The organism is Streptomyces sp. NPDC003011, from assembly GCF_053591515.1.
This window is the reverse complement of sequence record NZ_JBSFTY010000018.1, coordinates 69,646-92,704: the sequence shown is the minus strand read 5'-3', so window position 1 is coordinate 92,704 and position 23,059 is coordinate 69,646. Positions and strand designations below refer to the sequence as shown.

Sequence of the window (23,059 nt, the reverse complement as noted above, 5' to 3'; positions counted from 1 at the left end):
GAGCAGGCGGCCGGGGAGGGGCGTGATGGAGGCGGTTCCGGCACGGGCCCGTGTGTACGTCGCCTCTGTCGTCGTCCTCGCACTGGTCTGCCTGGCCCCGCTGCCGGCCGTGCGGACGCCCTGGTGGGCGGTGGCCCTGCTCGCCCTGCTGTACGCCGGCTGCGAGCAGGCCGCCGCCCGCCGGCCGTTCACCGGGACCTTCTACCCCGTCCTGCTCGCCGGGGCCTTTCTGCTGCCCCCGCCCGCCGCCGCCCTGGTCGCGCTGCCGGGGGCGCTGCTGTCCCGCGCCGAGCAGCGGCCGCGGTGGCTGCGGCGGGTGTGGCGGGCGGCCCAGCTCGTCGTCGGCGTGTGGCTGGCCGCGCGCGTGCACTGGGCGCTGGGCGGACGGGACGCCGTCGTCGACGCCGACTTCCCGTACGCGCTCGCCCCGGCCGGCGCCGCGGTCCTCACGTTCTGCCTGGTGCTGAGCGTGCTCGACGCGGGGATCCGGACGCTCGCCGAAAGGGTCCCGGTACGGGCCCGGCAGGCGCTGTTCCCGCGCTCCCTCGCACCGGTCGCCGTGCACGGGCTCGCCGGGCTGATGATGGCCGTGCTCTGGCGCAGCCCCTACGGGCCCGTCGCCGCGCTGCTCGTGCTGCTGCCGATGTGCGTGTCCTGGTGGGTGTTCGCGCAGTACCACCGCGAGCGCGCCGCCCACCAGGCGACGATCCGGGCCCTCGTGCAGGCCGTCGACATCAAGGACGGCTACACGCGCGGGCACAGCGAGCGGGTCGGACAGGCGTCGATGATGATCGCCCGCGAACTCGGGATGGACGAGGGCCGCGTCGAGATGCTGCGGTTCGCCGGGATCCTGCACGACGTGGGCAAGCTGGGCGTGCCCACGCGGCTGCTGCGCAAGGACGGGCCGCTGACCCCCGAGGAACGCCGGGTGATCGAGCTGCATCCCGAGTACGGGCACGAGATGGTGCGCGGGATCTGCTTCCTCGGGGAGGCCCGGGCGGCCGTCCTGCACCACCATGAGCGGCTGGACGGGAGCGGGTACCCGTACGGCCTGAGGGGCGGCCAGATCCCGCAGTCCGCACGGGTGGTGGCGGTCGCGGACGCGTTCGACGCGATGACGTCCACGCGCTCCTACCGGCGGGCCCGGCCCGTGGACGCGGCTCTTGAGGAGCTGGAGCGGTGCGCCGGGACCCAGTTCGACCCCATGATGGTGACGGCCCTCGTGCGCGCGCTGGGCCGGCACGGCTGGCACCCCGCCGTCACCGCGGACGAGACCCCTCCGCCCCGTCCCCGCCCCCCGGTCTCCAGCCTGCCGGGAGCCCGCCGATGAGCGGCCGCCGGCCTCCGGTCCCGCTCGCCCTCATCCACACCTCCGCGGGACTCCTCGCCACCCTCTCCGTCGCCGCCACCCTCTGGACCGGCCTCGACGAACGCGGGGTCGCCCTCGCCTTCGGGGTGCTGGTCACCGTCGGTGAGCTCACCCGGTGGGCCGGCGCCCACGCCCGGGAGGCCGCGCCGCTGGGCGCCGCGGGCGCGCTGTCGTACGCCCTGCTGGGGGCGGACGCCGGGCAGCCGACGCGGCACGGAGCCCTCCAGGTCGTCGCCGTGGTGCTCGCCGCCTCCCTCCTCGGCAGCGTGCCGCACATCGCGCGGGGGCGGCCGAGCCTCGACCACCTGGCCCGGCGGGTGCTCACCGTCGGGTTCGCCGCCGTGTGCTTCCAGCCCCTCTGCAACCAGGGCACGTTCCGCGGCTGGGGCTCCGGCTACGCCCTGCTGCTGCTCGCGCTGCTCGCCCTCACCGCGCTGTGCGACGCCGTGCTCGCCGCCGCACTCGCGCACTCCCGGACCCGGTGGCCCTTCGGCCCGCTGCTGCGGGACGAGCTGCGGGCGCTGCGCGGGATCGGGTCCGCCGTCTGCGCGACCGGCGCCGTGATGGCGCTCGCGGTGGCCGTGGCCGGGCTGTGGGCGGTACCCGTGTTCTCGCTGCCGCTGCTGCTCACCCAGCTGTCCTTCCGGCGGTACGCCGCGGTCCGGGCCACCTACCGGCAGACCATCGCCTCCCTCGCCCGGGCCACCGAGATCGCCGGGTACACCCCGGCCGGGCACGCCCGCCGGGTCGCCGCGCTCAGCCTCGCCGTCGGACGGGACCTCGGGCTGTCCGGGCCCGAGCTCACCGTGCTGGAGTACGCGGCCCTCATGCACGACATCGGGCAGCTGAGCCTCGTCGACCCGGTACCGAGGGGGGCCACGGCCACGCTGCCCCCGGCGGAGCAGCGCCGCATCGCCCTGCTGGGCGGGGCCGTCGTCCGGCAGACCGGGGTGAGCCCGCAGGTGGCGGCGGTCGTGGAGCGGCAGGCCGACCCCTGTGCGGAACAGCCGGTCGCCGCACGGATCGTGCGGGCCGTCAACGCGTACGAGGAGAAGGCCCGCGACGCCGGACCCGGCGGACCCCTCAGGGCGTTGGAGGAGCTGCGCCTGGCCGGTGCCGGGGAGTACGCGCCCGAGGTGGTCGAGGCGCTGGCCGGAGTCCTGTCGCGGGACTGTCTGACCCCGGTCCCGGCTGGGTAACCCATGGGTAATGAGCGACGTTCCAGCCGTACGTGGTTGGATGCGAAGGAGAGGGTGTCCGGGGGCACAGCCAGCCCACTCCACGGAACTGGCAGGCGGGAATCGTGAGGATCTTCGGCAAGGGACGGAACCGGCCCTCCGCCTCCTGGCGGCAGGCGACAGACCGCGCGTTCACGCTGATCGGAGACGGTCGGTACGAGGACGCGGGCGCACTGCTCACGCGAGCCGCCGATCTCGAACCCTGGCTGTCGGAGTCCTGGTTCAACCTCGCCCTCCTGCACAAGTTCCGGCACGACTGGGAGCAGGCCCGGGCGGCGGGGCTGCGCGCCGTGGCCCTGCTCGACCGGGAGACGGGCGCACCCGACTGGTGGAACGTCGGCATCGCCGCCACCGCGCTGCAGGACTGGCCGCTGGCCCGGCGGGCCTGGCAGGCGTACGGACTGCGGGTGCCCGGGGGCGCCACGGCGAACGGCGAGCCGCTCGGCATGGACCTCGGCAGTGCCGCCGTACGGCTGTCCCCGGAGGGGGAGGCCGAGGTGGTGTGGGGGCGGCGGCTGGACCCCGCCCGCGTCGAGGTGCTCTCGATCCCGCTGCCGTCGTCGGGGCGGCGCTGGGGCGAGGTCGTCCTGCACGACGGGGTGCCGCACGGCGAGCGCACCACGACCGCCGGGCACGCCTATCCGGTGTTCGACGAGATCGAGCTGTGGGCGCCGTCGCCGGTGCCGACGTGGGTGGTGCTGCTGGAGGCCGACACCGAGACCGACCGGGACGCGCTGGAGCAGCTGGCCGCCGACGCCGGCTTCGCCGCCGAGGACTGGTCGTCGTCCGTGCGGCTGCTGTGCCGGATGTGCTCCGAGTCACGGATGCCGTCCGACGAGGGAGACGGGGACCATCTCGACCCGCACGACCACAGTGAGCCGGGACATCCCGGGCCGCTCGGGCACCGCACCGACGGGCAGCTGTGGGTGCCGGAGCGGGAGTGCGGGCTGGCCGCGCCGGCCTCGCTGGTACGAGGGCTGCTGGACGGCTGGGTCGCGGACAGCCCGGACTCCCGGGACTGGCGGGATCTCGAAGAGGTCTGCTGAGCCGCCCCCGGGATCGCCGTACCCTGTATCCGCATCACACTCCCTGTTCATCTAGGAAGGCGTACGTCGGTCATGGCGCAGCAGGACACCGATCAGCAGCACGTGGGCGTGCTCCCCGTGGACGACGAGGGTTTCGTCATCGACACGGAGGACTGCGAGGAGCGCGAGAGCGCCTGGCGCGAGCGTGGTACCTCGCGGCCGATCACGGTCGTCGGGAACCCGGTGCTGCACAAGGAGTGCAAGGACGTCACCGAGTTCGGCGCGGAGCTCGACCAGCTGGTCGCGGACATGTTCGCCTCGCAGCGCACCGCCGAGGGCGTGGGCCTGGCCGCCAACCAGATCGGTGTCGACCTGAAGGTCTTCGTCTACGACTGCCTGGACGACGAGGGCAAGCGGCACGTCGGGGTCGTCTGCAACCCGAGGGTCGTCGACCTGCCCGCGGACAGGCGCCGCCTCGACGACAGCAACGAGGGCTGTCTGTCGGTGCCCACCGCGTACGCCCCGCTCGCCCGCCCGGACTACGCCGAGGTGACCGGCCAGGACGAGAAGGGCAATCCGGTCAAGGTGCGCGGCACCGGCTACTTCGCTCGGTGTTTGCAGCACGAGACCGATCACCTGTACGGGTACCTCTACATCGACCGGCTCTCCAAGCGCGAACGCAAGGAAGCGCTGCGGCAGATGGCCGAGAACGAGCCCCGCTACCCCGTGGTCGTCAACGACTGAGACCCCTCGGGCCTCACCGACTCCCTTCCGCACGGCGTCTGTCCGGGAACCCCGTCCCGAACAGGCGCCGTTCGTCTGTCCGTCGCACGTTCGATCGCTTCTGCTCCCCTAGTGATCCAGAACCAGTCACGCAACGGGAGAGTCTCGGCGTTGTGGGGTAGTGAATGGAGCAAATCCGTTCCCAGAACGGTCAGTTGTGGTGCTGAATGGGTGTGCGGCAATACGCAACGGCGCACGCCCGGCACAGCGGGAGGGGCGCGCGTGAACTGGCGGCTGGAAGGGGTTTGTTCGTGCCTGCTTTCCCACACAGCACCACATCGACGCCGACGGCGGTCGCGGTTCCACCATCGCTCTCTCTTCCGGTGATCGAGGCAGCGTTTCCCAGGCGACTGCACCCGTATTGGCCCAGGCTCCAGGAGAAGACCCGAACCTGGCTGCTGGAAAAACGGCTCATGCCGGCGGACAAGGTCGAGGAATATGCCGACGGCTTGTGCTACACCGACCTCATGGCGGGGTACTACCTGGGTGCCCCCGACGAGATCCTCCAGGCGATAGCCGACTACAGCGCGTGGTTCTTCGTCTGGGACGACCGCCACGACCGCGACATCGTGCACGGCCGCCCGGCCGCCTGGCGGCGGCTCAGGTTCCGGTTGCACACGGCCCTCGACTCCCCAAGGGACCACCTGCGCCACGAGGATCCACTGGTCGCCGGGTTCGCCGACAGCATGGTGCGGCTGTACTCGTTCCTGCCAGGGTCCTGGAACGCCCGCTTCGCCCGCCACTTCCACGAGGTGATCGAGGCGTACGACCGGGAATTCCACAACCGCACCGAGGGCATCGTCCCGGCCGTCGAGGAGTACCTGGCACTGCGCCGCCTCACCTTCGCGCACTGGATCTGGACCGATCTGCTGGAGCCGAGCGCGGGGTGCGAACTGCCGGACCGTGTACGGAATCACCCGGCATACCGGCGGGCGGCGCTGCTGAGCCAGGAATTCGCGGCCTGGTACAACGACCTCTGTTCGCTGCCGAAGGAAATAGCGGGCGACGAGGTGCACAATCTCGGAATCAGTCTCATCAAACATGAGGGACTGACCCTGGAAGAAGCGGTCGCGGAAGTCCGCCGACGAGTGGAGGAATGCATATCCGGATTCCTCGTAGCCGAACAGGAAGCGTTGCGGCTCTCCGACGACCTCGCCGACGGAACAGTGCAGGGAAAGGAACTGAGCGCCGCCGTGCGGGCCTGTGTCTGCAATATGCGGAACTGGTTCAGCACCGTCTACTGGTTCCACCACGAGTCCGGCCGGTACCGGGTCGACAGCTGGGACGACCGGTCCACACCCCCGTACGTCAACAACGAAGCGGCAGGTGAGAAATGACCGTCGAATCTGTGAAGCCCGAGGCGTCCTCGGCCCCGGAGCTGCGTGAGCCGCCCCTCGCGGGCGGCGGGGTCCCGGGCCTCGGCCACGGCTGGAAGCTCGTCCGCGATCCGCTGGGCTTCCTGGCCCGGCTGCGCGACGACGGCGACCTGGTCCGGCTGCGGCTCGGCCCGAAGACGGTGTACGCCGTCACCGCGCCGCACCTCGTCGGCGACATGCTGACGAGCCCCGGCTACGAGATCGGCGGGCCGCTCTGGGACACCCTGGACGTGCTGCTCGGCAAGGGCGTGGCGACCAGCAACGGGCCGCTGCACCGGCGTCAGCGGCAGACCATCCAGCCCTCGTTCCGCAAGGACGTCATCCACGAGTACGAGCGGGTCATGGTCGAGGAGTCGCTCGCCTTCGCGACGCGCTGGCAGCCGGGGGACACCGTCGACGTCACCTCGGAGGCGTTCCGGGTGGGGGTGCGGATGACGGCCCGGTGCTTCCTGCAGATCGAGCACATCGACGACCTGGCCGAGCGGCTGAGCACCGCCCTCGCCACGGTGTTCGGCGGCATGTACCGGCGGATGATCCTCTCCTTCGGCCCGTTCTACCGGCTGCCCCTTCCCTCCCACCGGGAATTCGACCGGGCGCTGGCCGAATTGCACCGGCTGGCCGACGAGGTCATTGCGCAACGCCGGGCCGCCGCCGACAAGCCCGACGATTTGCTGACCGCCTTGCTGGAGGCAAAGGACGAGAATGGTGAACCGGTCAACTATCAGGAGGTGCACGACCAGGTCATAGCAATTCTCACCCCGGGCAGCGAAACAGTGGGGTCCCAGTTGATGTGGATCTTGCAGTTGCTGGCGGAACACCCGGAACAGGCGGACCGGGTGAGCGAAGAGGTGAAATCGGTCGTGGGTGACCGTCCGATCGCCTTCGGCGATCTCCGGAAGCTCACGCACACGAACAATGTCGTCACCGAGGCCCTGCGGATACGGCCCGCCGTATGGATTCTGACGCGGCGGGCCATGGCCGAGACCGAACTCGGCGGGTATCGCATTCCGGCCGGAGCGGACATCGTGTACAGCCCGCTCGCCCTCCAGCGGGATCCGCGGTCCTACGAACAGCACCTCGACTTCGACCCGGACCGCTGGCTCCCGGGCCACTCCGCACAGGTGCCGAAGTACGCGATGAGTCCCTTCAGCGCGGGCAACCGCAAATGCCCGGCCGATCACTTCTCGGTGGCCGAACTCGGCGTCATCCTCGCGACGGTGATCCCGAGGTGGCGCTTCGAACGCCTGCCGGCGGCCGACGAGTCGACCCGGGTGGGGATCACGCTGCGGCCCAAGCGGCTGCTGCTGAAAGCGGTGCCCAGGTGACGGGGCCGGAGGTGAGAAGCCGGAGGCGAGGAGCCGCAGGTGAGAAGCCGCAGGTGACGGGTCAGGCGGCGCCCGTGCCGGCCCTGGCCGCCGCTTCCGGCACGGTTTCCGGCCCGCGGAAGGTGCGCCGGTAGGCGTTCGGGGTGGTCCCCACCGCCCGGACGAACTGGTGGCGCAGCGCGGCCGCGTTGCCGAACCCCGCCCGGCCGGCGATCGCGTCCACCGTCTCGTCCGTCACCTCCAGCAGGCGCTGGGCCAGCAGCACGCGCTGGCGCAGGATCCAGCGGTAGGGAGTCGTGCCCGTCTCCTGCTGGAAGCGACGGGCGAAGGTGCGCGGTGACATGTGCGCGAGCTCGGCGAGCTGCTCGATGGTGACCTCCTCGTCGAGGTGCCGCTCCATCCACACGAGGACCTCGCCGACGGTGTCGCACTGCGACCGGGGCAGCGGCCGCTCGATGTACTGGGCCTGGCCGCCGTCCCGGTGCGGCGGGACGACCATCCGCCGGGCGATCTTGTTGGCGACCTCGGGCCCCTGCTCCTTGCGCACGATGTGCAGACAGGCGTCGATCCCGGCGGCGGTGCCGGCCGAGGTGATCACCGGGTCCTCGTCGACGTACAGCACGTCCGGCTCGACGGTCAGCCGGGGGTACGCCCGCGCCAGCTCGTCCGCGTGATGCCAGTGCACGGTGCAGCGCCGGCCGTCGAGCAGTCCGGCCGCGGCGAGCACGAAGACGCCGGAGCAGACGCTGAGCACCCGGGCCCCGCGGTCGACACCGCGCCGCAGGGCCTCCAGCATCTCCGGCGGGAAGGTCCGGCTTCCGTAGTCGGCCCCGGCCGGTACGGCGATCAGGTCGGCCGACTCCAGGCGTTCCAGCCCGTGGTCGATCCGCAGGGAGAAACCCGCGCGCGAGCTGAGCGCGGGGCCCTCGGCCGAGGCGACCGCGAAGTCGTACACGGGCAGGCCGTCGTCACTGCGGTCGGTGCCGAAGACCTCGCAGATGACGCCGAGTTCGAAAGGGTTCACGCCGTCGAGGACGACGGCCGCCACGTTCTGGAGCATGCTGCCAGTGTGCACCGGAAGTGGCAGTAAATCGAGGTCCTACGGCAGTCCTGCCACTGTCGGTCAGGAGCGTCCGGAGCGACAGTGGTGTCATGACTACAGCAGAGATGCAAGGACTGACCGGAATGCTCGCCGTCCTCGGACTCCTCGTCCTCCTGGTCCTCCCGTCGGTGATCGGGATCATGCGCGACAGGCGCGTCGACCGTCAGATCAGGGAGGCCCACAAGGCTCGTGAGGACTCCCGGGATCAGAAGTCCTCGTCCAGGTCCACGGTGCCCTCCACCGCGACCTGGTACGCGGACGGCCGCCGCTCGAAGAAGTTGGTCAGCTCCTGAACCCCCTGGAGCTCCATGAAGGAGAAGGGGTTCTCCGAGCCGTACACCGGAGCGAAGCCGAGGCGCGTCAGGCGCTGGTCGGCGACGCACTCCAGGTACTGCCGCATGGAGTCGGTGTTCATCCCCGGGAGGCCGTCACCGCACAGGTCGCGCGCGAACTGCAGCTCGGCCTCGACGGCCTCCCCCAGCATGTCGGTGACCTGCCGGCGCAGTTCGTCGTCGAACAGCTCCGGCTCCTCCTTGCGGACCGTGTCGACCACGTCGAAGGCGAAGCTCATGTGCATGGTCTCGTCGCGGAACACCCAGTTGGTGCCGGTGGCGAGGCCGTGCAGCAGGCCCCGGCTGCGGAACCAGTAGACGTACGCGAAGGCGCCGTAGAAGAACAGGCCTTCGATGCACGCGGCGAAGCAGATGAGGTTGAGCAGGAAGCGGCGGCGGTCGGCCCGCGTCTCCAGCCGGTCCAGCTTCTCGACCTCGTTGATCCACCGGAAGCAGAACGCGGCCTTCTCGCGGATGGAGGGGATGTTCTCCACCGCGTCGAAGGCGGCCGTCCTGTCCTCGGGGTCGGGCAGATAGGTGTCCAGGAGCGTCAGATAGAACTGGACGTGGACCGCTTCCTCGAAGAGCTGCCTGGAGAGATACAGGCGTGCCTCGGGGGAGTTGATGTGCTTGTAGAGGGTGAGGACCAGGTTGTTCGCGACGATCGAGTCGCCCGTCGCGAAGAACGCGACCAGGCGGCCGATCAGGTGCTGCTCGCCCGGTGACAGTTTCGCGAGGTCGGTGACGTCCGAGTGGAGATCGACCTCCTCCACGGTCCAGGTGTTCTTGATGGCGTCCCGGTAGCGCTCGTAGAAGTCCGGGTAGCGCATGGGGCGCAGGGTGAGTTCGAAGCCGGGGTCGAGAAGGTTCTTCACGGTGGAGCTCATCACTGACAGGCCTCGCAGGACTCGGGGTTCTCCAGGAAGCAGGCGACGGCCTCTTCGGGGGCCGGCACCCGCGCGGGGGCGGTGGCCTGCGCGGCGCGGGCGATGCGGGTCGCCGGGCGCGAGCGCAGGTAGTACGTCGTCTTCAGCCCCGACTTCCAGGCGTACGCGTACATCGAGGAGAGCTTGCCGATGGTCGGCGTCTCCAGGAACAGGTTCAGCGACTGGGACTGGTCCAGGAACGGCGTCCGGGCCGCCGCCATGTCGATCAGGCCGCGCTGCGGGATCTCCCACGCCGTGCGGTACAGCGCCCGTACCTCCTCGGGGATCCAGGTGAAGGCCCGCACCGAGCCGTTCGCCTCGCGCAGGGCCTCGCGGGTGCGCGCGTCCCAGACGCCGAGCCGCTTCAGATCGTCCACCAGGTACGAGTTGACCTGGAGGAACTCGCCGGACAGCGTCTCCCGTTTGAACAGGTTGGACACCTGCGGCTCGATGCACTCGTACGCGCCCGCGATCGACGCGATGGTGGCGGTGGGCGCGATGGCGAGCAGCAGGGAGTTGCGCAGGCCGGTGGCGGCGATCCGGGCCCGCAGGGCGGCCCACCGCTCCGGCCAGGCCAGGTCGGTGTCGTAGTGGTCGGGGTGCAGCACCCCTCTGGCCGTACGGGTCTTCTCCCAGGCCGGCAGCGGGCCGTTGCGCTCGGCGAGGCCGGCGGAGGCCTCGTACGCGGCGAGCATGACGCGCTCGGCGATCCGGGTGGACAGCCGCCTGGCCGCAGGCGCGTCGAAGGGCAGGCGCAGCTGGAAGAAGACGTCCTGCAGGCCCATCACGCCGAGGCCGACCGGGCGCCACCTGGCGTTGGAGCGGCCCGCCTGCTCGGTCGGGTAGTAGTTGATGTCGACGACCCGGTCGAGGAAGGTGACGGCGGTGCGGACGGTGGCGTCCAGCCGCTCCCAGTCGATGTCCCCGCTCCCGCGGTCGACGAAGGCGCCGAGGTTGACCGAGCCCAGGTTGCAGACCGCCGTCTCCCCGTCGTCCGTGACCTCCAGGATCTCCGTGCACAGGTTCGAGGAGTGGACCACGTGACCCGGCTCGGCCGTCTGGTTGGCGGTGCGGTTGGCGGCGTCCTTGAAGGTCATCCAGCCGTTGCCGGTCTGCGCGAGGGTGCGCATCATGCGGCCGTACAGGTCGCGGGCGGGGAGGGTCTTGCGGGCGAGGCCCGCCTCCTCCGCGGCGCGGTAGGCGGCGTCGAACTCCTCGCCCCACAGGTCGACCAGCTCGGGCACGTCGGACGGCGAGAACAGCGACCACGGCGCGTCGGCGTCGACCCGGCGCATGAACTCGTCCGGGACCCAGTGCGCGAGGTTCAGGTTGTGCGTACGGCGGGCGTCCTCGCCGGTGTTGTCGCGCAGCTCCAGGAACTCCTCGATGTCGGCGTGCCAGGTCTCCAGGTAGACCGCCGCGGCGCCCTTGCGCCGGCCGCCCTGGTTCACGGCGGCGACCGAGGCGTCCAGGGTCTTCAGGAACGGGACGATGCCGTTGGAGTGCCCGTTGGTGCCGCGGATCAGCGAACCGCGGGCGCGGACGCGGGAGTAGGCGATGCCGATGCCGCCCGCGTGTTTCGAGAGCCGGGCCACCTGGTGGTAGCGGTCGTAGAGGGAGTCCAGCTCGTCCTTCGGGGAGTCGAGGAGGTAGCAGGACGACATCTGGGGGTGCCGGGTGCCGGAGTTGAAGAGGGTGGGGGAGGAGGGGAGGTAGTCGAGGCGGCTCATGAGGGCGTGGAGCGCGGCGACTTCGTCCAGCGCGCGGGCGGTGTCGTCCTCGGCGAGGCCCGACGCCACCCGGAGCATGAAGTGCTGGGGCGTCTCGATGACCTTGCGGGTGGTCGGGTGCCGGAGGAGATAGCGGCTGTGCAGGGTGCGCAGGCCGAAGTAGCCGAAGCGGTCGTCGGCGTGCGGGTCGATCAGCGCGTCGAGCCGGGCGGCGTGGACCCGTACGAACTCGGCCGTGCGGTCGGCGATGAGCCCTTCCCGGTGCCCCACGGCCACGGAGTCGGTGAAGGCCGTGACGCCCTGCGAGGCCGCCTCGGCGCGGATGCCGATCGTCAGCAGACGGGCGGCCAGCCGCGAGTAGGCGGGGTCCTCGGAGATGAGGCCGGCCGCCGCCTCCGTGGCCAGCTCGCGCAGCTCCGCCTCGTCCGCCCGCGCGGACCGGCCGCGCAGCGCGGCGGCGGCGACCCGTCCGGGGTCGGCGTCGGGGAGGTCGGCGGTCAGCTCGGCCAGGGTCCGCAGTAACGCGGTTCCCGGGCCGTCGGGCGCCACCGGGGTGGTCGCTGAGGCCGGATCGACTGGCGCGATGGTCACGTGGGGCTCTCCCTCGCTCGGCACGGAGGCCTCGCGGTGGGCAGGGGGCGGCACGAGCGCACGCGGCGTCGCGTCACCGGCCCATTCCACGAGGCCCGGACGTCAGGGCACCCGGACCGTACGGCCGGGCGCGCTGTCGGCAGGTCCTCGGACTGGACAAGGCGTGCGTACGCACGCATGTACACCGTTGCGGGACAGTTCCGGATTCACACCGGATTCCCCTGCGGCGACAGCGAGCACGAGCATACATCTTGTGCCGGGCGAGGGAAGAACCCCCATATGTTGTGTCGCGCCGGTCTCAGAGCGTCAACTCGTAGGTGAGGAGGGTGATGTCGGCCAGCTCCGGGACCGGGTTCCAGTCCCGTGCCGGGGTACGGACGAAGCCGAGGCGTTCGTAGACGCGGTGGGCGGCGCGCATGGTGCGCTGGGTCGACAGGACGATGCCCGTGCAGCCGTCCATGGTCCGCGCCCGGTCGACGCAGGCACGGACGAGGGCCTCCCCGGCGCCGCGTCCGCGGGCCGCCCGGTCGACGGCGAGCATCCGTATCTCCGCCTCTCCAACGCGGGCGAGGTCGGCCATGGGGCCGCCGGACGGGACGAAGGTGACGCCGCCGAGGAGGTGCCCGCCCCGGGTGGCCACCAGGACGTCCGCGGCGGCCGCCCGCTTGGCCACGTCCCTCAGCTCACCGAGGTAGGGGTCGGCCTCCCCGAAGTCGAGGAGCCCGTCCTGGAGGTAGGCCCGGGCGGTGAGCTCGCCGAGGGGCTCGTACTCGTGCGGGTCCGCCCGCCGGATCACCATGTCCATGCGGGGCAGTGTGCATCAGGGGAACGGCGACGGGCCGCCGGATTTCTCCGACGGCCCGTCATCACGTACGGCGGCTCAGTGTGCGGCCCCCGCCGTCGCCGGCGGCAGCTCCACCTGGACGCCCGGGTCGCCCGCGTCGGCCGTGTAGTCCGCCGGGGAGGTCTCGTCGATGCCGTCCGGGGCCTTCAGCGCCCTCAGTGCGAAGGTCAGCACCACCGTCACCACCACGTTCAGCACGAACGCCGTCAGGCCGATGTAGCCGATCTCACCGATGCCGGGGATCTCCTTCGACGAGCCGCCGAAGTGCTTCTGCGTCGGCGAGGCCACGCCGTACGCGGCGGCCGTGCCGTAGACCATGCCGACCGCCCAGCCGCCGAGCAGGGCCCAGCGGTGGAACCAGCGGGTGAACAGGCCGCCGACCAGGGCCGGGAAGGTCTGCAGGATCCAGATGCCGCCGAGCAGCTGGAAGTTGATCGCGACCGTCTTGTCCATCGTCAGGACGAAGGCCAGCGCGCCCACCTTCACCAGCAGCGAGACCAGCTTGGAGACCTTGGTCTCCTGCGCCGGCGTGGCGTCCGGCTTGATGAAGTCCTTGTAGATGTTGCGGGTGAACAGGTTCGCCGCCGCGATCGACATGATGGCCGCGGGGACGAGGGCGCCGATACCGATCGCCGCGAACGCCACGCCCGCGAACCAGTCCGGGAACATGTCCTCGAACAGCTGCGGGATCGCCAACTGCCCGTTGGAGACCTTGACCCCGGCCGCGATGGCCATGAAGCCCAGCAGGGCGAGCAGGCCCAGCATCAGCGAGTACAGCGGCAGGATCGTGGTGTTGCGGCGGATCACCTCACGGCTGCGCGAGGACAGCGTCGCCGTGATCGAGTGCGGGTACATGAAGAGCGCCAGCGCGGAGCCCAGCGCCAGCGTGGCGTACGTCCACTGGCCCGCCTCGGCCGGGACCAGCGCACCGCGCGGCGCGCCCGTCGCCGGGTTGGGCTGGCTGAACGCCTCGCCCGCCTTGGCGAAGATGTCGTCGAAGCCGCCCAGCTTGATCGGGATGTAGATGATCGCCACCGCGATGACGAGGTAGATCAGCGTGTCCTTCACGAACGCGATCAGCGCGGGCGCCCGCAGCCCCGACGAGTACGTGTACGCCGCCAGCACGCCGAAGGCGATCAGCAGCGGCAGGTCCTTGACGAACCAGTGGGTGTCCTCACCGCCGCCGACGCCCATCACGTCCAGCACCGCCTGGATGCCGACCAGTTGGAGCGCGATGTACGGCATCGTCGCCAGGATGCCGGTGACGGCCACCGCCAGCGACAGCCCCTTCGAGCCGAAGCGCCCGCGCACGAAGTCCGAGGTCGTCACGTACCCGTGCTTGTGCGAGACCGACCACAGGCGCGGCAGGAAGGTGAAGATCAGCGGGTAGACCAGGATGGTGTACGGCACCGCGAAGAAGCCGGCCGCGCCCGCCGCGTAGATCGCCGCCGGGACGGCAACGAAGGTGTACGCCGTGTACAGGTCGCCGCCGAGCAGGAACCAGGTGACCCAGGTGCCGAACGACCGGCCGCCCAGGCCCCATTCGTCGAGGCTGTGCTCGTTCTCGGCCTTGCGCCAGCGCGCGGCCAGGAAGCCCAGGACGGTGACGGCCAGGAAGAAGAAGATGAAGACGGCGAGCGCGACGCCGTTGACTCCGTCGTTCACTTCGACGCACCCCCGTCCGTGGACCGGGCGGCGGCGCGGGCGCGCTGGTCACGCTGCCACAGCTGGTACGCGATCATCGTCAGCGCGGTGGAGACGAGCACCCAGGCCATCTGGTACCAGTAGAAGAACGGTATGCCGATGAACGTGGGATCGGTCTTGGCGTACGAACCCACCCACAGCATCGCCACGAACGGTGCGACGAGACAGAGGCCGATCACCACACGTGCCGGTGTCACCACCGGTGGCCTCACTTCAGGCGCATCTGACATGTCGCGGCTCCGTTCCCTCAGTGATCACCTGTGTAATGCGCAGGGCAATCTAGGTCACGGTGTCGCGGGAGCGGAACCCCTCGTCCGCATACCGGTATGTGTCGGTTCTGTGTCGGCCGTCAGCAGCAGCGGAAGCCCTGTCGGGGGTCCTTCTCCTGCCGGTCCGTGCGCATCCGCTCGAAGTCGCGCCGGGAGGGCACCCGCGCCTCCGGGTGCCCCTTGCGCACGTGCGCGACATAGCGGTCGTACGCCGACTCGTCGGTCAGCTCCCGCACATACCAGCGCACCCCTCTAAACGCCCGTACCAGAGCCGACCGCACGGCGCTCCTCCTCCTTCTCCTCGCGCGTGGGGAACAGCCCGGCCGGAGCGACGATCTTCGACTCGACGTACGGCGTCTCGCTCAGCGTGGACAGCGCCGGGCGGCGCACGTGCCGGACGCAGACCCGGGCCGCGTCGGCGATCACGACCACGATCAGCAGCGCGAGGACGGCCGACAGGACGCCGTCCACCGTGGAGTTGGTGACCACGGTGTGCATGTCGTCCATGGTCTTGGCGGGCGGCAGCACCTCGCCCCGGTCGATGGCGTCCTGGAACACGGACCGCTGCTGGAAGAAGCCGACCTTCGGATCGCTGGAGAACACCTTCTGCCAGCTCGCCGTCAGCGTGACCGTGGCGTCCCAGGCGAGCGGAACCCCCGTGATCCAGGCCCACTTGAGGCGTCCGGACTTCACCAGCAGGGTCGTGCAGACGGCCAGCGCGACCGCCGCGAGCAGCTGGTTGGAGATGCCGAAGATCGGGAACAGCTGGTTGATCCCGCCGAGGGGCTCGTGGACGCCGACCCACAGGAAGTAACCCCACAGGGCGCACACGGCCGCGCTGGTGGCGACCAGGCCGGGCTTCCAGCTCACGTCCCGGAAGGGCCGGTAGACGTTGCCCAGCATGTCCTGGAGCATGAACCGGCCGACGCGGGTGCCGGCGTCCAGCGCGGTCAGGATGAACAGCGCCTCGAACATGATCGCGAAGTGGTACCAGAAGGCCTTCAGGCTCCCGCCCGTCACCTCGGAGAAGATCTCCGAGACGCCGACGGCCAGCGTGGGCGCGCCGCCGGTGCGGGAGAGCAGGGAGGACTCCTCGACGTTCTCCGCCGCCTGGGCCAGCTCGCCGGGGGTGATGGAGTAGCCCCAGCCGGTCACCACCTGCGAGGCGCTCTCCACCGTCGTCCCGATCGCCCCGGCCGGCGCGTTCATCGCGAAGTACAGGCCCGGGTCGATGATGCTCGCCGCGACCAGCGCCATCACCGCGACCGACGACTCCATCAGCATGGAGCCGTAGCCGATCATCCGGACCTGCGTCTCCTTCTGGATCATCTTCGGTGTCGTACCGGACGAGATGAGCGAGTGGAAACCGGACAGCGCGCCGCAGGCGATGGTGATGAAGACGAACGGGAACAGGGACCCCGCGAAGACCGGCCCGTCGCCGCGCGAGGCGAAGTCGGTGACCGGGTCCATCTTCAGGGTCGGCAGCGCGATCACCACACCGAGCGCGAGCAGGACGATCGTGCCGATCTTCATGAAGGTGGAGAGGTAGTCGCGGGGCGCGAGCAGCATCCACACCGGCAGGATCGAGGCGATGAAGCCGTACGCCACCAGCCAGATGACCAGCGTGGACGGCGCGAGCGTGAAGGTGTCCGCCCACGACGACTCGGCGACCCAGCGGCCGGAGACCAGTGCGAGCAGCAGCAGCGCCACGCCGATCAGCGAGACCTCGGTGACCCGGCCGGGGCGCAGGACGCGCAGGTAGAAGCCCATCAGCAGGGCGATGGGGATCGTCATGGCGATGGAGAAGGTGCCCCATGGCGAGGCGGCCAGGGCGTTCACGATGACCAGGGCCAGCACGCCGAGCAGGATGATCATGATGGCGAAGGCCGCGAGCAGCGCCGCCGCCCCGCCGAACGGGCCGATCTCCTCCCGTGCCATCTGCCCCAGCGACCGGCCGTCCCGGCGGGTGGAGAAGAACAGCACCACCATGTCCTGCACGGCGCCCGCGAAGATGACGCCCACGATGATCCAGATCGTGCCCGGCAGATAACCCATCTGCGCGGCCAGCACCGGCCCGACCAGCGGCCCGGCACCGGCGATCGCCGCGAAGTGGTGGCCCAGCAGGACCCGCCGGTCGGTGGGATGGAAGTCGATGCCGTTGTCGAGCCGCTCCGCCGGGGTGGCCCGGGTGCGGTCGACCTTGAGCACCTTGTACGCGATGAACTTCGAGTAGAAGCGATAGGCGACGGCGTACGAGCCGAGGGCCGCCGCCACCATCCAGACGGCCGACACCTCCTCGCCCCGGGAGAGCGCGAGCACGGACCAGCCGGCCGCGCCGACCAGCGCGACCAGGGTCCAGATGACGATGGTTCGGACGTTCGCGGTACGCACCAGGAGGTCCCCCCGTCCATGCGGCGACGGGAGGAACGTAGAGCAGGAACGGCAGTTGCGCCACACCGCGTGCGGGACGGAATGACACGCGAGGGTGCGGGCGCCGCCGCGGGGCGGTCAGTCCTGCGGCCGCTTCAGGCGGGCCACGAACTTGTAGCGGTCCCCCCGGTAGACCGACCGCACCCACTCCACCGGCTGCCCCTGCCGGTCCAGCGAGTGCCGGGACAGCATCAGCATCGGCAGGCCGACGTCGGTGCCGAGCAGGCCGGCCTCGCGCGGGGTGGCCAGCGAGGTCTCGATGGTCTCCTCGGCCTCGGCGAGATGGACGTCGTAGACCTCGGCCAGGGCCGTGTACAGGGAGGTGTACTTCACCAGGCTGCGGCGCAGGGCCGGGAAGCGCTTCGCGCTCAGGTGGGTGGTCTCGATGGCCATGGGCTCGCCGTTGGCCATGCGCAGGCGCTCGATGCGCAGCACCCGTCCGCCCGCCGTGATGTCGAGCAGCCCGGCGAGCCGGTCGTCGGCGGTGATGTAGCCGATGTCCAGCAGCTGCGAGGTGGGTTCGAGGCCCTGGGCGCGCATGTCCTCGGTGTACGAGGTGAGTTGCAGCGCCTGCGAGACCTTCGGCTTGGCGACGAACGTGCCCTTGCCCTGGATGCGCTCCAGGCGCCCCTCCACGACCAGTTCCTGAAGTGCCTGGCGCACGGTGGTGCGCGAGGTGTCGAACTCGGCGGCCAGGGTGCGCTCGGGCGGTACCGGGGTGCCGGGCGACTGCGTCTCCGTCATGTCGAGGAGGTGCCTCTTCAGGCGGTAGTACTTGGGCACGCGCGCGGTACGGACACTCGCCCCACCCTCGTTCTCCGCACTGCTCACGTCGGTGCTCATGTCTGCCTTCCCGGCTCCGGATGCGGCTCACATCGTGGCACGGCAGCGTACCGGCATGTCCGGCGCACGCTGCGTGATCTCCTCTGTATACCGTCGCCCTCCCGCCTGGTCTAGTCCACAAGGTCAAATGGTCTACCGGACGCACACCTCCGGTGGTGGTGTTTTCGCTGGCTTCTTACTTAAAGGTTCCTGCATATGTAGGTCACATAACGGCTGGTCAGAGCCCATTCGCGACCCTTGACAGGCCTGTGGGTCTGGGTCAAGCTCCCGGTACTGGTCTACACCATTGGTCCAGGTCCCGGCCCCACGTGCACCGCGGGGAGCCAGGGGGGTTTGTGGCATCCCTGAGGAGGGTGGCGTGAAGCGCAAGCTGACAGCCGCGATCGGTATCGCGGGCATGATGGTCTCCGTCGCGGCATGCGGGGGCGACAGCGGCAGCGGGGACGCGGACAAGAGCGGGGCCGACGCCAGGGAGCTGACCGTCTGGCTCACCGTCGACGCGCAGAACAACTGGCCTGAGCTGGTCAAGGCCGCCGACGCCGCCGTGAAGAAGAAGCACCCCGGTATCGAGATCGAGCACGAGTACTACGGCTGGCCGGACAAGAACACCAAGCTCGACGCCGTCCTCGCCACCGACAAAGTCCCCGACGTGGTCGAGATGGGCAACACCGAGATGCTCGGCTACATGGTCAAGGGCGCCTTCGCCCCCCTCGACCCGAAGCAGTTCGACAACTCCGCCGCCTGGCTGGACGGCCTCAAGGCCTCGGTGACGTACGAGGACAAGACGTACGGCGTCCCCTACTACGCGGGCGGTCGCGTCGCCAACTGGCGCAAGGACCTGTTCGCCTCGGCGGGCGTCAAGTCCACGCCGAAGACCTACGCCGAGCTGACCGCCGCCCTGGACAAGGTCCAGAAGCAGGAGGGCGACAAGTTCAGCGCCTGGTACCAGCCCACCCGTGACTGGTACGCGGCCATGTCCTTCGTCTACGACGCCGGCGGCTCCATCGCCGTCGAGTCGGGCGGCCAGTGGAAGGGCAACCTCTCCTCGCCCGAGTCGGTCAAGGGCCTCACCGCGTTCAAGAACGTCGTCGACTCGTACATGCACGGCGACAAGACCAAGGACGAGTCCGACCGTTACATCGTCTACGGCCAGGGCAAGTCCGGCATGATCTTCGGCGCGGCCTGGGAGGGCGCGACCTCCGAGGACCCGAAGAACGACAAGAGCGGCAAGCTCAAGGGCAACCTCGAGAACTTCGTGATGCCCGGCCCGTCCGGCAAGAACCTCCCCGTCTTCCTGGGCGGCTCCGACCTCGCCGTGCCGGTGAAGTCGGACGCGCAGGCGGTCGCCGCCGAGTGGATCAACGCGTTCACCGGCTCCTCCGGTCAGCAGACCCTGATGGCCAAGGGCAACCTGCCCAACAACAAGACCGACCTCGCCACCCTGAAGAAGGACCCGAAGACGGCGGTCCCGGCCACCGCGGCCGAGTCCAACTGGTTCGTCCCGATGGCACCGGGCTGGGGCCAGGTCGAGAAGGCGCAGATCCTGCAGACCATGCTGCAGAACATCGGCACCGGCAAGAAGTCGGTGGAGGCCGCCGCGAAGGAAGCGGACGCCGCGATCGACAAGGTCATCAACGTCAAGTGACCACCGGCGGGGCCCCGTTCTCACCGGCGGGGCCCCGCTTCTCGTACGCCCGTGCGGGCTCGCGCACGGGCGCGAGGGCTTCGTACGACCTGAGGGACCGCTGAGGAGCGCGCGGATGAGTGCCGACACGACCACCCCTGCCAAGGTGCCGCCGCCGCGGCAGGCACCGCCCCCACCGGCCGTCGCGAGGAAGCCACCCGGGGGACGGCCTGCGAGCGGGGCCGCAGTCCCCTGGCTCCTGCTCGCCCCCTGTCTCCTGATCCTCGCCCTGGTCCTCGGCTATCCCCTGGTCCGCCTGGTCACCCTGTCCTTCCAGAAGTTCGGGCAGTCCCAGCTGTGGGGCTTCCAGCCGGCCGAATCGGTCGGGCTCGACAACTTCACCAAGGTGCTGGGCGACGGCGAGTTCTGGGCGGTCGTCGTCCGGACCATCGTCTTCGCGGCCGGCTGCGTGATCTTCACGATGGTCATCGGCATGCTGATCGCGCTGCTGCTCCAGCGGGTCTCCGGCTGGGTCAAGATGCTGATCAACATCGCGCTGGTGGCCAGCTGGGGCATGCCGATCATCGTGGCCACCACGGTCTTCAAATGGCTGTTCGACGCGGACTACGGCATCCTCAACGCGCTGCTCAGCAGGCTGCCCGGCGTCGACCTCATCGGCCACAACTGGTTCGCGAGCGGACCGCAGGGCCTGGCCGTGATCATGCTGCTGGTGGTCTGGGGTGCCGTGCCCTTCGTCGTGATCACGCTGAGTGCCGGTCTCACCCAGGTCCCCAAGGAACTGGAGGAGGCGGCCCGGCTGGACGGCGCGGGCGCCTGGAACGTCTTCCGGTACGTCACACTCCCCATCCTCAAGCCGATCATCGTGATGCTCACGACCCTGTCGGTCATCTGGGACATGGGCGTCTTCCCGCAGGTCTTCGTGATGCGCAACGGCCACCCGGAGGCCGAGTTCCAGCTGCTCACCACCTACTCCTACGACCGCGCCTTCGTGGTCAACGACTACGCGCAGGGCTCGGCCATCGCCCTGCTCACCGTGGTGCTGCTGCTCGGCGTGGTCGCCGTCTACATGCGTCAGATGCTGAAGATCGGAGACGTCGAATGAGTCCTGTGGCTGAGCCGCGCCGGAAGTCCAGGCTCGGCTGGAACCTGCTCGGCCTCCTGGTCTTCGTCACCGCCGGCTTCCCCGTCTACTGGATGCTCAACACGGCGTTCAAGCCGGCCAAGGACGCCATCGACCCGGACCCGAGCCTGCTGCCCACGGGCCTGACCCTGTCCAACTTCAGCCGTGCGCTGGACATCGCGGACTTCTGGGGCCCGGTCGGCCGCAGCCTGGTCGTCTCGCTCGCGGTGGTCGTGGTCGGCATGATCGTCGGCATGCTGGCCGCGCTCGCCATCTCCCGGTTCGCCTTCCGCGGCCGCAAGATCGTCATCGTCGGCATCCTGGCGGTCCAGATGGTCCCGCTGGTCGCGATGATCATCCCGGTCTTCCTGCTCCTGAACGACCTGGGCCAGTACGACCGGCTGACCGGCCTGATCATCACGTACCTGACCTTCATCCTGCCCTTCACGGTGTGGACGCTGCGCGGCTTCATCGTCAACATCCCGAAGGAACTGGAGGAGGCGGCGATGGTCGACGGCTGCTCCCGCACGAGCGCCTTCGTCCGGGTCGTGTTCCCCCTGCTGGCGCCCGGCATGGTCGCCACCTCGGTCTACGGCTTCATCCAGGCCTGGAACGAGTACCTGTACGCCCTGATGCTGCTCAGCCAGAAGAACCAGACCGCGACCGTCTGGCTCGGCAACTTCACCACCAAACACGGCACCGAATACGCCCCGATGATGGCCGGAGCCACCATGATGGCCGTGCCGATCGTGGTCCTCTTCCTCCTCGTCCAGCGCAAGATGGCCGCGGGCCTGACCGCGGGCGCCGTGAAGGGATAACGCACCCGATGACGACATTCGCCAGCGGCACCGACACCCTGACGCGCGACGCGCTCACGGTTCTCCAGCCCGGCTTCCCCGGCACCACCGCCCCCGGCTGGCTGCTGCGCCGCCTCGGCGAGGGGCTCGCCTCGGTCGGCCTGTTCGGCCGCAACATCGCCTCGCCCGACCAGCTGTCCGCCCTGACCGCCCAGTTGCGCGCCGAACGCGACGACGTGCTGGTCGCGATCGACGAGGAGGGCGGAGACGTCACGCGCCTGGAGGTGCGCACGGGCTCCGGCTTCCCCGGCAACCACGCGCTGGGCGCGGTGGACGACGTGGAGCTGACCCAGGAGGTGGCGCGTGAACTCGGCCGCCGCCTCGCGGCTTGCGGCGTCAACTTCAACTGGGCGCCGTCCGCCGACGTGAACTCCAACCCCGACAACCCGGTGATCGGCGTACGGTCCTTCGGCGCCGCCCCCGGCCTGGTCGCCCGGCACACCGCGGCCTACGTCACCGGCCTCCAGTCGGCGGGCGTCGCCGCCTGCACCAAGCACTTCCCGGGCCACGGCGACACGGCGGTCGACTCCCACCACGCGCTGCCCCGCATCGACGCGGACGCCTCGGTGCTGTACGACCGTGAACTGGTCCCGTTCCGCGCGGCGATCGCCGCCGGCACCCGTGCGGTCATGACCGCGCACCTCCTGGTCCCGGCCCTGGACCCGGACCGCCCGGCCACCCTGTCCCGCCGGATCCTCACCGACCTGCTGCGCGGCGAACTCGGCTACGACGGCCTGATCGTCACCGACGGCATGGAGATGCAGGCCATCGCCGGCACCTACGGCATCGAACGCGGCAGCGTCCTCGCCCTGGCGGCCGGCGCCGACGCCATCTGCGTGGGCGGCGGCCTCGCGGACGACGAGACGGTACGCCGCCTGCGCGATGCCCTCGTCACCGCCGTACGCTCCGGAGAACTCGCCGAACAACGCCTCGCGGACGCGGCGGAACGAGTGCGGGCACTGGCCCGCTGGACGGCGTCGGCGAGCGGGCGGGGGAGCGGGCCGGGAAACGGCGCGGGGGTGCCCCCGGAGACCGCCGGCGTCGGCCTCCGCGCCGCCCGCCGCGCGCTGCGCCTCACCGGCGGTGAGGACTTCACCCCGCTCACCGAACCGCCGTACGTGGCCGCGCTCACCCCGGTGGCGAACATCGCGGTCGGCGACGAGACGCCCTGGGGCGTGGCAGCGGAACTGGCCCGCCTGCTCCCCGGCACGGAGACCGGGACCTTCACCGACGAACACGCCGGGCCCCTGGCCCTCAAGGCGGCCGGCCCGCGCCGCATCGTGGCCGTCGTCCGCGACGAGCACCGCCACGCCTGGATGGCGGCGGCCCTCGACACGCTCCTGGCGTCCCGCCCCGACACCCTCGTCATCGAGATGGGCCTCCCCCAGGCCGCCCCCCGGGGCGCCCTCCACATCGCCACCCACGGCGCCGCCCGCGTCTGCGGCCGGGCGGCGGCGGAGGTCATCGCCGCGGAGGCCGTCGCGGGGGCGTAGTCCGGTACGACGGCGGGGCGCCGGGTTCCTCGCGGGACCCGGCGCCCGCGCACGCTG

General features: G+C 70.4%; 20 protein-coding genes and 1 riboswitch. Of the genes, 11 read left to right on the top strand and 9 right to left on the bottom strand.

Going from position 1 to position 23,059, the window contains the following annotated elements; genetic code table 11:
* Positions 1 to 25: 25 nt before the first annotated feature.
* From ACWD0J_RS12450 to ACWD0J_RS12425, 6 genes are all read left to right on the top strand, one after another.
* Positions 26 to 1,330, top strand: a complete 1,305-nt coding sequence (locus ACWD0J_RS12450; RefSeq protein ID WP_451495737.1) for an HD-GYP domain-containing protein — start codon at positions 26 to 28, stop codon at positions 1,328 to 1,330.
* Positions 1,327 to 2,568 carry an HD-GYP domain-containing protein gene (locus ACWD0J_RS12445; protein WP_451495736.1) on the top strand — a complete coding sequence of 414 codons (1,242 nt, stop codon included), beginning with the start codon at positions 1,327 to 1,329 and terminating at the stop codon, positions 2,566 to 2,568. Before ACWD0J_RS12450 ends, ACWD0J_RS12445 begins: the two co-directional genes overlap by 4 nt.
* Before the next feature lie 104 nt (positions 2,569 to 2,672).
* Complete coding sequence (locus ACWD0J_RS12440; RefSeq protein ID WP_451495735.1) at positions 2,673 to 3,653, top strand: tetratricopeptide repeat protein; 981 nt, start codon at positions 2,673 to 2,675, stop codon at positions 3,651 to 3,653.
* Between the two features lie 72 nt (positions 3,654 to 3,725).
* The gene (gene def, locus ACWD0J_RS12435; protein ID WP_451495734.1) at positions 3,726 to 4,376 is read left to right on the top strand and encodes a peptide deformylase; all 651 of its coding nucleotides are present in this window, start codon (positions 3,726 to 3,728) and stop codon (positions 4,374 to 4,376) included.
* Positions 4,377 to 4,666: 290 nt separating this feature from the next.
* A complete protein-coding gene (gene cyc1 / locus ACWD0J_RS12430) occupies positions 4,667 to 5,752 on the top strand; it encodes an epi-isozizaene synthase (protein WP_451495733.1) in 1,086 nt (361 codons plus the stop codon).
* On the top strand, positions 5,749 to 7,116 hold the full coding sequence (locus ACWD0J_RS12425; protein WP_451495732.1) for a bifunctional albaflavenone monooxygenase/terpene synthase: 1,368 nt from the start codon (positions 5,749 to 5,751) through the stop codon (positions 7,114 to 7,116). Before cyc1 ends, ACWD0J_RS12425 begins: the two co-directional genes overlap by 4 nt.
* Positions 7,117 to 7,177: 61 nt before the next feature.
* Here the strand turns inward: ACWD0J_RS12425 and ACWD0J_RS12420 are convergent, their stop codons facing one another.
* Positions 7,178 to 8,176, bottom strand: a complete 999-nt coding sequence (locus ACWD0J_RS12420) for a GlxA family transcriptional regulator (RefSeq protein ID WP_451495731.1) — start codon at positions 8,174 to 8,176, stop codon at positions 7,178 to 7,180.
* Between the two features lie 92 nt (positions 8,177 to 8,268).
* Here ACWD0J_RS12420 and ACWD0J_RS12415 point away from each other — a divergent pair, with 92 nt between their 5' ends.
* Positions 8,269 to 8,511 (top strand): hypothetical protein, encoded by a 243-nt coding sequence (locus ACWD0J_RS12415; RefSeq protein ID WP_451495730.1) that lies wholly within the window; start codon positions 8,269 to 8,271, stop codon positions 8,509 to 8,511.
* Here ACWD0J_RS12415 and ACWD0J_RS12410 read toward each other — a convergent pair.
* The 8 genes from ACWD0J_RS12410 to ACWD0J_RS12375 all read right to left on the bottom strand — a co-directional run bounded on the left by ACWD0J_RS12410 (position 8,424) and on the right by ACWD0J_RS12375 (position 17,887).
* Complete coding sequence (locus tag ACWD0J_RS12410; RefSeq protein ID WP_451495729.1) at positions 8,424 to 9,437, bottom strand: ribonucleotide-diphosphate reductase subunit beta; 1,014 nt, start codon at positions 9,435 to 9,437, stop codon at positions 8,424 to 8,426. The two genes, ACWD0J_RS12415 and ACWD0J_RS12410, sit on opposite strands and share 88 nt — an antisense overlap.
* Positions 9,437 to 11,797, bottom strand: coding sequence for a ribonucleoside-diphosphate reductase subunit alpha (locus ACWD0J_RS12405; protein WP_451495728.1), 2,361 nt, complete (start codon positions 11,795 to 11,797; stop codon positions 9,437 to 9,439). The genes ACWD0J_RS12410 and ACWD0J_RS12405 overlap by 1 nt, the downstream gene beginning before the upstream one ends.
* A gap of 121 nt (positions 11,798 to 11,918) precedes the next feature.
* Positions 11,919 to 12,043: riboswitch (cobalamin riboswitch) on the bottom strand.
* 52 nt (positions 12,044 to 12,095) lie between these two features.
* Entirely contained in the window at positions 12,096 to 12,602 is a 507-nt protein-coding gene (locus tag ACWD0J_RS12400; RefSeq protein WP_451495727.1) for a GNAT family N-acetyltransferase, read from the bottom strand.
* Between the two features lie 75 nt (positions 12,603 to 12,677).
* The gene (mctP, locus tag ACWD0J_RS12395; RefSeq protein ID WP_451495726.1) at positions 12,678 to 14,306 is read right to left on the bottom strand and encodes a monocarboxylate uptake permease MctP; all 1,629 of its coding nucleotides are present in this window, start codon (positions 14,304 to 14,306) and stop codon (positions 12,678 to 12,680) included.
* The gene (locus ACWD0J_RS12390) at positions 14,303 to 14,575 is read right to left on the bottom strand and encodes a DUF3311 domain-containing protein (RefSeq protein ID WP_451495725.1); all 273 of its coding nucleotides are present in this window, start codon (positions 14,573 to 14,575) and stop codon (positions 14,303 to 14,305) included. Before ACWD0J_RS12390 ends, mctP begins: the two co-directional genes overlap by 4 nt.
* Before the next feature lie 119 nt (positions 14,576 to 14,694).
* Positions 14,695 to 14,895, bottom strand: coding sequence for a YbdD/YjiX family protein (locus ACWD0J_RS12385; protein WP_451495724.1), 201 nt, complete (start codon positions 14,893 to 14,895; stop codon positions 14,695 to 14,697).
* Entirely contained in the window at positions 14,867 to 17,005 is a 2,139-nt protein-coding gene (locus tag ACWD0J_RS12380) for a carbon starvation CstA family protein (RefSeq protein WP_451495723.1), read from the bottom strand. The genes ACWD0J_RS12385 and ACWD0J_RS12380 overlap by 29 nt, the downstream gene beginning before the upstream one ends.
* A 117-nt stretch (positions 17,006 to 17,122) precedes the next feature.
* Positions 17,123 to 17,887 carry a GntR family transcriptional regulator gene (locus ACWD0J_RS12375; RefSeq protein ID WP_451495722.1) on the bottom strand — a complete coding sequence of 255 codons (765 nt, stop codon included), beginning with the start codon at positions 17,885 to 17,887 and terminating at the stop codon, positions 17,123 to 17,125.
* Positions 17,888 to 18,245: 358 nt separating this feature from the next.
* Between ACWD0J_RS12375 and ACWD0J_RS12370 the strand changes: the two genes are divergently transcribed.
* The 4 genes from ACWD0J_RS12370 (at position 18,246) to ACWD0J_RS12355 (ending at position 23,002) form a co-directional block, all read left to right on the top strand.
* On the top strand, positions 18,246 to 19,532 hold the full coding sequence (locus ACWD0J_RS12370) for an extracellular solute-binding protein (protein ID WP_451495721.1): 1,287 nt from the start codon (positions 18,246 to 18,248) through the stop codon (positions 19,530 to 19,532).
* Between the two features lie 115 nt (positions 19,533 to 19,647).
* On the top strand, positions 19,648 to 20,634 hold the full coding sequence (locus tag ACWD0J_RS12365) for a carbohydrate ABC transporter permease (RefSeq protein WP_451495720.1): 987 nt from the start codon (positions 19,648 to 19,650) through the stop codon (positions 20,632 to 20,634).
* Positions 20,631 to 21,470 carry a carbohydrate ABC transporter permease gene (locus ACWD0J_RS12360; RefSeq protein WP_451495719.1) on the top strand — a complete coding sequence of 280 codons (840 nt, stop codon included), beginning with the start codon at positions 20,631 to 20,633 and terminating at the stop codon, positions 21,468 to 21,470. The genes ACWD0J_RS12365 and ACWD0J_RS12360 overlap by 4 nt, the downstream gene beginning before the upstream one ends.
* 8 nt (positions 21,471 to 21,478) lie before the next feature.
* Complete coding sequence (locus ACWD0J_RS12355; protein ID WP_451495718.1) at positions 21,479 to 23,002, top strand: glycoside hydrolase family 3 protein; 1,524 nt, start codon at positions 21,479 to 21,481, stop codon at positions 23,000 to 23,002.
* Positions 23,003 to 23,059 lie beyond the last annotated feature (57 nt).